Genomic DNA, 13444 nt, shown 5'->3' on the forward strand with positions numbered 1-13444 from the left:
GTCGGGTCGCCGTGCGGTCGGTTCGTTGGCGAGCCGACCGACCTTCCGACGGTCGCACGACCTGAGGAGGTAGGGGGCCTCGCCCTCCGGGGAGGGCGAGGCCGGATGGGGTGTTAGCGGGTGCCGTGGGGGGTTAGTTCGGCGGCGGCGCCGAAGGGGGCGCCGTTGAGGGAGCTGGTGCCTACGAATTTGAGGTAGCGGCCGGGTTTGGCGGGGAAGGTGAGGCGTTGGAGTTCGCGGGAGTTCGGGAACTCGCCGGTCTTGACCGGGGTGCCCCAGTTCTGGCCGTCGGTGCTGACGTAGAGCTCGTAGCCCTTGAACATGCCGTTCGTGCCGGTTTGGCGGGGGAGGTAACCGAACCCGTCCACCTGGTACGTCGTACCGAGGTCGAGCGTGATGTGGTGCGGGTAGGTCGCCGGCGTCGGTACTGCTGACCAGGCGGTGTGCCACAAGGTGCTGGGGTTACCGTCCAGGGCCGCCGAGGCTGGGCCGTCCGTGCCCGGGTCGTCGCTGGAGACGTCGACCACCTTGATCCGGGACTGCGGGATCGTGCCGGGCGGAAGGACCGTGGCGTCGATCGTGAAGGCCGGGCCTTTGTTGCTGGTGGCAACCAGGGGATACCGGCCGGCGGCAGTGGTGGCGGGCGGGGTGATCGTCCACGTGGTGGTGACCTTGGCGCCGGGGGCGACCGTGGCGTGGGTGGCCGGGCCGGTCGGCGTGACGGTCCAGTCGGTGGGGGCGGTGAGGCCGAGTTCGACGTTGGTGGCCGGGGTGATGTCGTTGTTGGTGAAGGTGCTCACGACCGTGCCGGCTTCACCCGGGACCAGGTTGTTCAGGTCCGGACCGGACAGGCTCAGCGTCGTACATGAAGGCGCCTCGGTGCTCGGGCCGAGATCGGTGACGGTGAAGTCGTCCAGGATGAAGTCGGCCTGGTCACCACCCGAACTCAGCTTGCGCAGGCCTACCCAGTAGTCGCCGCCGCAGCCTGCGACGAACTCCTGGCTGAAGGTTTTGGGCGTGCGCTGTTCGGGCATCGGGGTCGCGTTGACCTCGATCGACTTGGGCTTTCCGTCGACGACGCGGTCGACGCCGTGCACCCAGGTGTACTGCCCGGCGCGGCCGTTCTCGTGGGCGAAGGACACCCGGTACTTGTGGCCCGGCGTGAAACCGACGGTCCAGGGGGCGGTTCGGTAGACGAGGCCGGCGTTCTCCTCGTGGGACTTGAGCGACCAATCGCCGGTGATGACGTCGTCCACGAGTTTGCCGTTCCAGCCGGCCTGGGTGTACGGCGCGTGCTTGCGGGCGAGGCTCGTGCGCGGGTCCGTCGTACCGCCCGCATCGCCCTTCACGAACGGGCCCCAGCCCTGGTCGACGTCCTCGAAGCCTTCGACCGCGACACGGGTCGTCTCGACCACGCGTACGTCGTCCACCCGGACCCGGGCATCACCGTCGGCGGCCGCGATCGTGAGCAGGGCACTGTTGCCACCGGCAACGAAGGTCACTCGCGCACGCTGGAAGTACGTGCCGTGTTTGTCGTCGGCGGCGACCCGGTTCTGCAGAGAACTACGGGATACCTTGACCGCCGAACCGTCGACCGAGAGCGTGACCGGCCGGGTTTTGCCGGGTTCGACCTCGATCCAGGCGGAGGCGCTGTACGTCTTGCCCTTGATCAGACCGGTGATGCGCTGCTTGAGTGCCGCCGTACCCGGGCCGAAGGCGGCGACGTGCTGGCCGTTCTCCAGCTCGTCGATGCGGGTGAAGCCGGTCGGAGACCAGGCGGTCAGGCCCGTCGCGTTGAAGCCCGGATCCTTGAGCTTGGAGCCGTGGCCCCAGTCGGCGGCGGGCTGGGTCGGAGCGGTCGCGGGGTACAGCACGTACGGCTGACCCGCGTCGGCGTCGATGGTGGCCACGCCGTTGCGGACCGACACGGCACCCACCTTCACGCGGCCGTTGTCCGTAAGCTTGTAGACGTTCAACCGCGAGACGCCGGGAAGCGACACCCGCCAGGCGGTCAGACCACCTTCGGGGTTGTAGTGGTAGAGCTTCTGGCCCTTCCACGGCAGCAGGTACTTGTCGCCGTCGAGCACCTTCGCGTTGCCGACGTACAGGCTTCGCTTGCCGTTGGCAACGGCACCGCGAACGCCGTCGGTGAAGGTGATCTCGTTGCCGTTCCAGTTGGTGATCTGGTGGTGCTGCAGCCACTTGGTGGGCAGGTTGCGCTGCCAGATGTTGGCGTAGAACTCGTTCCAGTCGACCTCACCGGTCCAGCCCTCGAACTCCACCAGGGAGCTCTGGCCGAGGATCGGGTCGTTGTTCCAGACATCCTTCTCGTGGTTGCGCGCGAAGCGGATGATCTTCGAGTTCAGGCCCTTGTTCGTGGCGCCGCCGTAGTTGAGGTCGTTGGCCCAGTGCGACCACAGCGAGCTGCGCTCGAACCGGTCGGACCACTCGGTCGCGATCTGCCAGCCCTGGTCCCCGAGCCGGCGGGCGAGACCGTCGGCGAGCCAGCCGGACTGGTAGTACACGTCGATGTAGAGCGACTGCAGGTTCTTGTCGGTCTCGTCGCGCAGTTGCTGGAACCGCTTGATGATGTTGCCCGAGGCAAGATCCGGGCGCTGCTTGATGTAGTAGCTCTGGTTCAGCCAGTTCCAGCCCTTGGCGGACTTGTCCACCAGGTCCTCGCTGAAGGCGTTCGCTTCGGGGTACGACTCGGTGGCGTTGACGTGCACGCCGAAGGCCGCGTTCCACTCTTTGCCCTTGGCAAGCAAGGTGTTCAGGTCCTTGAGTCCACCGGCGCGTGTGTTGTAGTTGCCGCCGTAGTCGGGGTGCGCCGAGTCGTGCCCCTCGGACCCATAACCCTTGAGTACGGCGAGCTGGCCCAGGCCGTCGGTCGCGAGCGAGATCCGCTTCACGTCGTCGAGCGTGCGCAGGAACGGATGCGTGGCCTGGCTGGCGAAGTTGAACGGGATGTGCGTGATCACCCGGTCCTTGGTCAGCTCACCGCCGGTCGGCTTGGTCATGATCGAGCGGAAGGCGATCGCGCCGTCCTGCCAGTCGACCGTGTTGTCGGCGTTCGCGTCCGGCGTCACCACAACCTTTGCCCACGGCAACGGCTCGGTGTACGGCGAGGTGTCCGCGCGGTAGGTCCATTGGCCGCTCCAGACGCCGACACGGACGGTGCCGTCCGCCGCCTTGCGGGCCTGGTGCCAGAACCGCGCGCCGTCGTCGACGCTCTGCCCGGACGGCTTGTCGTACACCGAGTTCGACTCGATGCCCGCGGCCAGGCCGGCCGTGTTCACAAAGGCGTACGCCGCTCCGGTCGGGCTCGCCTCCGCGGCGGTGGACGTGGTCACCGGGGTGATGCGGTCCGCCGTACGGGTGGAGTCCGGGTCGAGCGTGGTGAAGGCCGTCGTCGCGCCGGCGTCCGTGCTGGCCACCGAAACCAGGTTGTGCTCAGGAATGTCGAGGGTGTGCACCCGGGACGTCTCGGTGTCACGCACCGCGTCGACGCGGAAGGTGGTCACCCGGCCGGTCAGCGCGAGGCTGGCGTCGAGCTCGACACCGGGCAGTGCGTCGAAGCCGAGGCGGTAGCTCACCTTGGTCTGGTCCGCGCTGACGGCGGGATCGGCGAGCAGGCGGGCGGTGCGGGGACCGCCGTTCACGGTGACCGTGCTGATCGCGTTCGGCTGGCCGCCGAGGGTCTTGCCGGTGGCGTTGTCGGCATAACCGATCACGCGGGGGAAGTCGGTACCGACCTCGACGGTCAGCTGTGGCGAACGCAGGACCAGCACGTCGGTGGTATCGGCCTGCGCAGGCACGGCAAGACCCGCGCCGGCTAGGGCGAGAGTGGCGGCCAGAGCCGCTGGGCGGAGAGGAATCGTCACTACGCACTCCCTGAGTGGACGGGTGGGAGATCCCAGGATTCTCTGCGCAAGACCGAGCATTAGTCAATAGAAACGAACATCTATGAACAGGATCCATGCTCTTTGTTGCAACAAACTGCAAGCGGGCCCACCGGCCGCTGCCTTCTTGTCCTCCTTCAACACACACATCGGACGCACGAAGGACCCGTGAGGAGAGCGCATGCCCCGCAGCAACCGGTCCATCGTCAGGTTGGCGCTACTGGTTCCAAGCCGGGGCTGACCGACGACGATGCGCGCCTACGGATTGAAACAGGTTTCGAACTTTCGGTAATGAAAGGGCGTCAGCCGGACATGCGACAGACGTGAGGGCAAGCTCAACCGATGTGAGGAGCGAGCGTGGCACGAAGTAGCAGGCTGATCGCCCAGGCCATGGTCTTGGCCGTCGTCGCCGGTTCGACCGGCGCGACGGCCTCGTCCGCGGCCGAACTGCCAACCGGGACGGCAGCGAAGGCGATAGCCCCAGCAAAACAGGCAGAAACGCCGAGGCGAGGTGGCGTTGTCACCTTGATCACCGGCGACAAGGTGCACCTGACGCCGAAGGGCACCGGCTGGGACGTTCGCGTGGACCCGGTCCGGCGGATAGGCCACCACAGCGGCGGCCATTTCCAGCAGGCCGGGCCCCACGGCGTGACCGTGATCCCGGCCGCGGCGATGCCGTTGGTCCGCGCGGGTGTGCTGGACCGGGCGTTGTTCGACGTGACGGGCTTGCTGCGGCAAGGCCTCGACGACGCGCGTACGAAGGAGATTCCACTTCTGGTCCAGACCTCGAACGCGAAGGCGCCCACGCCTACGCTCGGCCGGGTGGTGCGCCAGCTGCCCAAGGCCAAGCTGACCGCGGTTGCCGCGCCGAAGACGGGTGCGTCGTTCGAGAAGCTGGCCGTCCAGGCCGCGGGGCGGACCCGCCTCGCCGGAGGCCTGAGCAAGATCTGGCTGAACGGCAAGGCCCGTCCGACCTTGGACGAGAGCGCCAAGCAGGTCGGCGCGCCAACGGCCTGGGCGGCGGGTCTGACCGGGGCCGGCGTCAAGGTCGCCGTACTCGACGGTGGTTACGACCCTGGGCACGCTGATCTGAAGGGCGTGGTCAAGGCAGAGAAGGATTTCACCGGCTCGGCAACGGGCATTCAGGACACCGACGGCCACGGCACCCACGTCGCGTCGACGGTCGCCGGTCGGGGGACGGCGTCCAGCGGCAAGTACACGGGCGTCGCGAAGGGCGCGGAGCTCCTGGTCGGCCGCGTCTGCGACGGCGGTTGGTGCGCCTTCGACGACATCATCGCGGGCATGCAATGGGCGGCCGAGAGCGGCGCCCGCGTGATCAACATGAGCCTGGGTGGTGGTGCGTCGGACGGCACCGATCCGCTGTCCCTGGAGCTCAACCGGCTGACGGCCGCGAGCGGCGCGTTGTTCGTCGTCGCCGCCGGTAACGACGGCCCGTCCGGTCAGGTCTCCAACCCCGCCGCGGCCGATGCGGCGCTGGCGGTGGCGAGCGTGACCAAGCAGGACGAGCTGAGCGATTTCTCGTCGGTTGGTCCACGTATCGGCGACTTCGCGATGAAGCCGGACGTGGCCGCGCCTGGTTCGGGCATCATCGCCGCGCGGGCCAAGGACACGCTCGACGAGTTCGCCGTCGACGAGAACTACGCCAAGATCTCCGGTACGTCGATGGCCACTCCGCATGTGGCGGGCGCTGCCGCGATCCTCGCGGGCCAGCACCCGGATTGGAAGGCCCCGCAGCTGAAGGCCGCGCTGATGGCGAGTGCGCATCCGATCCAGGCCACCGCGTTCCAGCAGGGCGCCGGGCGGATCGATCTGGCGCGCGCGATCAAGCAGCAGGTGACGGCGGAGCCGGCCGGCCTCAGCTTCGGGCAGTACGCGTGGCCGCATCACAACGCCGAGCCCCGGACCAAGGTGGTGACGTTGCGCAACAGTGGAGCCGCCGCCGTCACGCTCAATCTCAAGCTCGAAGGGCCGGCCGGCCTGTTCAGGGCGGATGTGCCGACCGTGACGATTCCCGCGGGTGGTCAGGTGCCCGTCCGGTTGACGGTCGATCCGGCGAAGACGGGGACAGGTAACGCCACCGGCCGTTTGGTTGCTACCGGCAACGGTGGGGTCTCGCTGCAGGTGCCGATCGGGGTCAACAAGGAGGTCGAGAGCTACGACCTGTCGCTGAAGACGATCGACCGCGCCGGTACCGAACTGCCGCCGAACAGCGACTTCGCGATGACGGTGGTGCAGAACCTGGACGACCCGATGATCGGCTCCGAGTTGTTCGGTTCCAGCAAGATCCGGTTGCCGGCCGGCCGGTACGCGGTGATGTCGTACGTGCACACGCCGATCGCCGGGCAGGTGATGCCGTCCAATACGGCCATCGCGGAACCGTTGGTCGAGCTGCGCGCCAACAAGACGGTCACCCTGGACGCCCGTCGAGGCGTGCGGACCACGGTGGCGGTCAGCGCCGACAGGGCGAAGCTGGACGTGGGCCTGACCGGGATGCTGGTCGAATCCGGCGAGGTCTCGTGGGGTTTCGTCAGCAGCTTCGCCGAGCAGCAGTTCGCCGTTCCCACCAAGGGCAAGCATCCGTTCTTCGCCTACTACAGCCGGGCACAGATCGAGCGGCGCGGGGTTGACGCCAAGGTGACGGCTCCGGAGGCGTTCGACGTACCGGTCAGTTGGGCGCCGGACTCGAAGCAGTTCGTCGGTACCAAGACGCTGGACGCGGTGCATGTCGGGCGCGCCAGGCCGGAAGACCTTGAGGGTAAGGATCTTCGCGGCAAGCTGGCGGTCTTCACCCTCAGCGCGAGCGACGGTGACGTCTTCGATCAGCGCGTCACCAGCCTGGCGCAGGCCGGTGCGGCCGCCACGCTGTTCTACTTCTCGGACCTGATCAGCTTGAGCGTCGAAGGCCCGGAGATTCCGACCGTTTACACCCAGGCTCCGGCGGGCGCGAAGCTTGCGGAACTGACGGGTGCGAAGGTGAATCTGACCGGCTATCCGGCCAGCCCGTACCGTTATGAGCTGGCCATTCCGGAGGTCGGCGGTATCCCGGCCAACCTGACCTACCGTCCGCGCAACCGCGATCTGGCCGAGCACTCGACCAAGTACCACGCCCTGCTCGAGCGTGGCGGCGTGGCGTACGTCGACTATCGAACGTCCGTGGGGCGGTTCGGGCTGGGCAGCAACCTGTGGTCGAACCAGATCCAGCTGCCGCTGGCCCGGAAGATCTACTACTCGCCGGGACTGGCCTGGGAGACGTCGGTCCGGGTGGCGCCCCCGGAAGGTGAGGAGCCGGCGCACGAGCAGGGGTACCGCGCGACCGAGCGCGTCTACCGGGCCGGTGAGAAGGTCCAGGTCGACTGGAACCGGGCCGCCTTCAGTCCTGGGCTGACGACGCCCGCTTACGTGGATCGCCAGCGGGCGCCGTACCTGGTCTATCGTGACGGCGACACGATCGACGCCTTGCTGCCGTTGTTCTCCGACTCGGACCGGCACTCGGGTCCGACCCGGCCGGAGGACTACAGCTACTTCGACCAGGGCACCACCAGGCTGTACGCCGATGGCAAACTCGTTGCCGCCAGCAACGTACCGGGCGACGGGGTGTTCGAGGTCAAGCCGGGCAACGCCAAGTACCGGCTGACGTCGGAGGTTCGGCGCAACAGCCCGCTCTGGCCGCTGGCCACGCGCGTTCAGGCCGAGTGGACCTTCGGTTCGGCGCATACGTCGGTCGCGAAGCCGTTGCCCTTGCTGGCGGTCGGTTTCGAGCCGCAGGTGGATCTGTACAACTGGGCTCGCGGTGGCAAGCGCGCGTTGCTGCCCGTGCGGGTTGACCGGCAGCAGGGTACGACCGGTGGCGCGCTGAACCTCAAGAAGGTCGAGGTCTCGTTCAACGACGGCAAGACCTGGCAGGCCGTGCCCATCCGCAAGACGGGCCGGACCTGGCAGGCCGCACTCGTCCATCCGAAGACGGGAATCGTTTCGCTGCGGGCCACCGCGGCGGACGCCGGCGGCAACACCGTCAAGCAGACGACGATCCGCGCCTACCGGTTGAAGTAGGGCTGGCCCTTGGTGGGGTCAGGGCACGATGCGGCCGCTGACCTCACCGAGGCCGATCCGGGTGCCCGTCGCGGTGGTGGCGAACGCGCTGATCGTCACCTCGTCACCGTCGAGCAGGAAGGTGCGCTGCTCGCCGTTGACCGTGACGGGCTCCCGGCCGGCCCAGCTCAGCTCCAGGAAGGAGCCACGCTGGTCCGGCTCGGGGCCGCTCACCGTGCCGGAGGCGAAAAGGTCACCGGTTCGCACCGAGGCGCCGTTGACCGAGAGGTGCGCGAGCATCTGCGCCGCCGACCAGTACATCGTCCGGTACGGCGGACGGCTGACCACCTCGCCGTTCCACCGGACCTCGAAGGTGATGTCGAAGTTCGTGAGGTTCTCCCCGGCCAGGTAGGGCAGTACGGCGGGATCCTGCCGGCCGAGCGGTACGGCGCTGGCCTCGAGCGCGTCGAGCGAAACCACCCAGGGGGAGATCGAGGTGGCGAACGACTTGCCGAGGAACGGCCCGAGTGGCACGTACTCCCAGGCCTGGATGTCGCGTGCGGACCAGTCGTTCACCAGCACCACGCCGTACACGTGATCCTTGAACGCGTCGACGCTGACCGGCTGGCCGAGGGCCGAGGGCGTGCCGACCACGTAGCCGAGCTCGACCTCGATGTCGAGGCGCTGCGACGGGCCGAAGGTGGGGGCGTCCGCGTCCGGGGCCTTGCGCTGACCGGACGGGCGCAGGATGTCGGTGCCGCTGGCAACAACCGTGCCGGCCCGGCCGTGATAGCCGACGGGCAGGTGTTTCCAGTTCGGCAGCAGTGGTTCGGCATCCGGGCGGAAAAGCTTGCCGACGTTGCTCGCGTGGTGCTCGGACGCGTAGAAGTCGACGTAGTCCGCGACCTCGAACGGCATCAGCATGGTGACGGCGTCACGCCGGATCAGGTGCGGCTCCACCGTCTCCCGTTCGCTGGTGTTGCGGACCAGTTCGAGTAGCCAGGTCCGGGTCGCCTGCCAGGCGGGGCGACCGAGGGCGAGGAACTTGTTCAGCGAGGGCTCGGCGAACAGTTGCGCGCCGTCCAGCATCTGCGCGGACGCGACCGGCGCGAGATCGATCAGGTGGTCACCGATGGCGGCGCCGATGCGCGGTTCCTCGTCGCCGAGCCGGAAGACGCCGAGCGGCAGGTTGTCCGGGCCGAACGGCGAGTCCTCGGGCAGGTCGATCCAGGTCACCGCGGGTCCTCCATCAAGTCGAGTGCGATCAGATCATCGAGTGGTTCGGTGATGCTGCAGGAACCGAACGAGGTGAACCACCGGCGCGTTCCTTTGGCCTGCTCGGGCGTCAGTGCCCTGGCCTGCGCCGCGAGAGCCTTACCGTCGCGATTCTCCAGCACGGCCACGACGTCGTCCGGCCCGCCGCCGTCGAGCGAAGCCCGGGTCGCGAGCAGCACGTTGAGAAAGCCGTGGTGTTCGAAACCGGTCGTGGCATCGGCGTGCCGAACCGCATTGTGCAGGCCGGCCGTGCACTTGAAGGCCAGCTCACGATCGAGGCACGCGATGATGAACGACGCCACCTGATCCGCGGTCGGGAACAGGCTCGGGTCGAGACCGCCCGTGCGCAGCTTCGCGGCGTACCCGGCGTCGGCGATGACGTCGAGTGCACGTTCCCAGCCGCCGTCGAGGCCGATCTCGACAAACGCGTTCTCCTCGTCGAGGGTGTCGTCGCAGGCCCGGACGACGCGCAGCGCGTTGCGGGACAGGTCGTTCTCGTCGCGCAGCCGGACCTCGACCGCGACCACGTTGACCCGGTCCGAGCGATCGCCGTACTTCACGGCGGGTTCGATACCGCCCGCGCCGCCGGTGATCACCACCGACACGTCGAGCGGGGTATCGCCGGGTTCGTTCGCGACGTCCATCAGGTTTTCGTCGGTGCAGACGAACGGACCGACCAGTTCGCCGTACGGCGCCTCGCGGTGGCGGCGGTGCGCGCGCACGGCCTCGGCCAGGGGCAACTCGCCTGGCGGGAACATGGCGGCATCGTCCACGAGCCGCCGGAACAGTGGGGGCACGGTTGACATGGCTCCGAGCCTAGCGGATGCTTTCGGTAAGCGGACACAAGCGTTCGATAATCGGAGAGATGATGGCGTACTACCGACAGCTCGGCGAGGTTCCCCCCAAGCGGCACACGCAGTTCCGGCGACCCGACGGTGGCCTGTACTACGAAGAGCTGATGGGGGAGGAGGGGTTCTCGTCGGATTCGTCCCTGCTCTATCACTCGGGTGTGCCGTCGGCGATCGTCGACTCCCAGGTCTGGGAACTGCCCGATCTCGGCACGGTTGCGAACCACCCGCTCACCCCGCGGCACCTGAAACTGCACGACCTGTTCGGTGCGGGGGCCGCGGGCAACAACGTGGTCGAACATCGCCGGCTCGTGCTGGGCAACGGCGATGTCCGGATCTCGTACGTCGTGGCCGCGGAGGTCTCGCCGTACTACCGCAACGCCATCGGCGACGAGTGTGTGTACATCGAGAAGGGCTCGGCCACGGTCGAGACCGTCTTCGGGGTGTTGCAGGCCCGCGAGGGTGATTACGTGCTGATCCCGCGAGCCACCACGCATCGCTGGCTGCCCGGGCCGGACGGCGTGCACGCCTACTGCATCGAGGCGAACAGCCATATCGCGCCGCCGAAGCGCTACCTGAGCCGGTACGGCCAGTTCCTCGAGCACGCGCCGTACTGCGAGCGCGACCTGCACGCGCCGGCCGAGCCGTTCATTGCCGAGGGCAATGACGTGGAGGTGCTGGTGAAGCACCGCGGCCACGGGCCGAGCGGCATCGTCGGCAGCCGGATGACGTACGCGACGCATCCGTTCGACGTGGTCGGCTGGGACGGCTGCCTGTATCCGTACACGTTCAACGTCAGCGGCTTCGAGCCGATCACCGGCCGGATCCACCAGCCGCCGCCCGTGCACCAGGTGTTCGAGGGCTACAACTTCGTCATCTGCAACTTCGTGCCGCGCAAGGTGGACTACCACCCGCTGTCGGTGCCCGTGCCGTACTACCACTCGAACGTGGACTCCGACGAGGTGATGTTCTACTGCGGCGGCGACTACGAGGCCCGCAAGGGGTCCGGGATCGGCCTCGGCTCGATCTCGCTGCACCCGGGTGGTTACGCCCACGGCCCGCAGCCGTCGGCGATCGAGGCCTCGCTGGGCGCGGAGCGGTTCGAGGAGCTCGCCGTGATGGTCGACACCTTCCGTCCGCTGGAACTGGGCGAGGGCGGCCGCGCGGTGGATGATGGCGTCTATGCCTGGACGTGGGCGGGTCGTCACCGCGAGTGAGGTCGCGGCACGGCATCCTGCTGCTATGACCGAGTCAGCGGGTGGGACCACCTTCGTCGTCGGCCTCGACCGGGAGACGGTGCTGCGGCGCCGTGCGCTGGTCCGCAAGATCCAGTGGATCGGCGGCTGGATCAGCGCGATCCTGGCCGCGATCGGTACGAGCCTGGCGCTCGTGTTCGTGTTGTACGCCGGGTTCATCCACCCGGGCGCCGGTTTGTGGCCGTTCGCCGTGCTGATGTTGCTGAGCCTGCTGCCGCTCGCGTTCATCACCACCCAGTCGCTACGGCTCACCGCCGATCGCCGGCGCTGGTACGCCGCGGCCGAGCTGCCACCGTTCGCCATGCGGATGTCGCCGGCCGCGCTGGAGCTCGGCTGTGAAGGCGCGCCCACTCCGGTCGTACTGCCGTGGGAGGCGATCAAGGGGTTCAAGGTGCGGGAGCGGTTCGGGGAGCCCGTACTGGAGATCGCGCTGAACCCGGGCGGGGGAGTCGGTGCGACGGGTTTGGATCACCCTGCCGCCAAGGCCGCGCTCCAGCCCAACCGGATGCTCAAGTCGCCCGGGTTCGTCGCGGTCGCCGCACTGGATCAACCGTTGGAGGCGATCGACCAGGCGCTTCGGACCTTCTCGGGCGGTCGTACGGCGATCCTGCGATGAACGAGCCCTACAGCGTCCTGTTCGACCCGCAGGCCCTGTGGGCTCAACGTGCGCATTTGCTCAAGCGGAACCGCTTTGCCGCTTGGGGGTGGCTCGCGCTGGGGGTAGTCGGTTTGCCGGTTCGGGTGATTCCTGCGGCTCGGGGCGGCTCGTGGGGGTTCGCGATCGCCGGGATCGTGCTGGCGCTTGCCATGCTCGGCCTGTCCGCCTCGTACTTCGTGATCCTCCGGCGCTGCCAGGCGTGGAGGACACCGCCTGCCTCGTTCGAGGCGCTGCGCCTGACTGACGAGGGTCTGACGGTTGGGAAGGCCTACTACCCGTGGGAGGCCGTCACGGGTTTCACCCTGGCCGGGAACCTGCGCAGGCCGCGGATCGTGCTGGGGCTGCAGCTAGGCGTGAAGCCGGATCTGCCCGTCACTGTGGGGTTGGAGGAGGCCGAAGCCGGTTTGCGCTGGATGCGGCTGTTCGGCGTACGTGGACCCCGGTTGTTGCCTGGGACGCTGGCAACGCCCTTGCTGGAGCTGGACCAGGCGTTGCAGCATTACTCCCAAGGCCGGGTCATGATCCTGCGGGAGTACTAGCAGTCCATGGCGGCGAAGGTGTAACCCTTGGCGGCTAGCTTGGGCAGTACCCGGTTGAGTGCCTGCACGGTCTGGCTGCGGTCGCCGCCGCCGTCGTGCAGCAGAACGATCGCGCCCGGGTGTGCGCCGCGGAGAATGGCCCGTTCGATCTTGGCGGCGCCGGGCTTGGACCAGTCACTGGTGTCGATGTCCCAGAGGATCTCGCGCTGACCGAGTGCGGCTGCCGCCTGGTGGACCTGCGCACTGGTGGCCCGGAACGGCGGCCGGAAGCACTTCGACTTAGGGCCGCGGACGAGCTCCGACCGGAGTCGGGCCGGGGACAGCTTGTTCAGGATGAGATGCCCGTACGAGTGGTTGCCGATCGTGTGGCCCGCTCGTCGAACTTGAGCCACTAAATCCGGGTGTGGCGCCGTTTCGCGGCCAAGCATGAAGAAGGTGGCTTTGGCGTGGTGACGGGCCAAGACGGCTAGAACCTTCGGGGTGTACTCGCGCTGCGGGCCGTCGTCGAAGGTCAGGTAGATCACCTTGCGAGTGGTCCCCTGCCGCTGCTTCTTGCCGCCCACGTGCTTGCCTGAGCCGGGAACGTGCTTCCCGCCGGGCGCGTGCTTCCGCCTGTCCGGGGTGCCCTTGCCCGGGGTGCGCTTGCCCGGGCCGGGAGTGGTCACGGGCTTCGGAGCGGGCCGGGCGACTCGTACCGAGTCCGAGGTGCTGGAGCGGTCTGCAGCGGGCTGACCGGCCTGTGCGAGGACTGCTCCGGCCAGGAGGGCGGCGACGAGTAGAAGGCGGCCGCGCGGCGAGGTCATTCGGGCATCTTTCCGCATCGGCCGGTGAATCCCTGGTAAGACGCCTGTCATGGCAGCGAGTTATCGTGCTCGGGACCTGGTAAACGATGCGTGAGGCAGACAATGAGCGACAA

General features: G+C 68.0%; 8 protein-coding genes. 4 read left to right on the top strand and 4 right to left on the bottom strand.

Features of this window, described 5'->3' with window-relative positions; translation table 11 throughout:
- Nucleotides 1–113: 113 nt before the first annotated feature.
- Nucleotides 114–3884 (bottom strand): endo-alpha-N-acetylgalactosaminidase family protein, encoded by a 3771-nt coding sequence (locus ACFFGN_RS02840; RefSeq protein ID WP_380043672.1) that lies wholly within the window; start codon nucleotides 3882–3884, stop codon nucleotides 114–116.
- A 375-nt stretch (nucleotides 3885–4259) separates the two neighbouring features.
- Between ACFFGN_RS02840 and ACFFGN_RS02845 the strand changes: the two genes are divergently transcribed.
- Complete coding sequence (locus ACFFGN_RS02845) at nucleotides 4260–7973, top strand: S8 family peptidase (RefSeq protein ID WP_380043673.1); 3714 nt, start codon at nucleotides 4260–4262, stop codon at nucleotides 7971–7973.
- An 18-nt stretch (nucleotides 7974–7991) separates the two neighbouring features.
- Here ACFFGN_RS02845 and fahA read toward each other — a convergent pair whose 3' ends face one another.
- A complete protein-coding gene (gene fahA / locus ACFFGN_RS02850) occupies nucleotides 7992–9188 on the bottom strand; it encodes a fumarylacetoacetase (protein ID WP_380043674.1) in 1197 nt (398 codons plus the stop codon).
- Nucleotides 9185–10033: a hypothetical protein gene (locus tag ACFFGN_RS02855; RefSeq protein ID WP_380043675.1), complete on the bottom strand. Its 849-nt coding sequence runs from the start codon at nucleotides 10031–10033 to the stop codon at nucleotides 9185–9187. Before ACFFGN_RS02855 ends, fahA begins: the two co-directional genes overlap by 4 nt.
- Nucleotides 10034–10095: 62 nt before the next feature.
- Here ACFFGN_RS02855 and ACFFGN_RS02860 point away from each other — a divergent pair, with 62 nt between their 5' ends.
- Genes ACFFGN_RS02860 through ACFFGN_RS02870 form a run of 3 tightly spaced genes read left to right on the top strand, consistent with a single transcriptional unit; the run spans nucleotide 10096 to nucleotide 12528 of the window.
- On the top strand, nucleotides 10096–11292 hold the full coding sequence (locus ACFFGN_RS02860; protein ID WP_380043879.1) for a homogentisate 1,2-dioxygenase: 1197 nt from the start codon (nucleotides 10096–10098) through the stop codon (nucleotides 11290–11292).
- Nucleotides 11293–11317: 25 nt separating this feature from the next.
- Nucleotides 11318–11947: a hypothetical protein gene (locus ACFFGN_RS02865; RefSeq protein WP_380043676.1), complete on the top strand. Its 630-nt coding sequence runs from the start codon at nucleotides 11318–11320 to the stop codon at nucleotides 11945–11947.
- Nucleotides 11944–12528 (top strand): hypothetical protein, encoded by a 585-nt coding sequence (locus ACFFGN_RS02870; RefSeq protein ID WP_380043677.1) that lies wholly within the window; start codon nucleotides 11944–11946, stop codon nucleotides 12526–12528. Before ACFFGN_RS02865 ends, ACFFGN_RS02870 begins: the two co-directional genes overlap by 4 nt.
- Here the strand turns inward: ACFFGN_RS02870 and ACFFGN_RS02875 are convergent.
- Nucleotides 12525–13331 carry a polysaccharide deacetylase family protein gene (locus tag ACFFGN_RS02875; protein WP_380043678.1) on the bottom strand — a complete coding sequence of 269 codons (807 nt, stop codon included), beginning with the start codon at nucleotides 13329–13331 and terminating at the stop codon, nucleotides 12525–12527. The two genes, ACFFGN_RS02870 and ACFFGN_RS02875, sit on opposite strands and share 4 nt — an antisense overlap.
- Nucleotides 13332–13444: the final 113 nt, after the last annotated feature.

This window comes from Kribbella deserti (assembly GCF_042434725.1).
In the GTDB taxonomy this organism is placed as follows: Bacteria; Actinomycetota; Actinomycetes; order Propionibacteriales; family Kribbellaceae; genus Kribbella; species Kribbella deserti.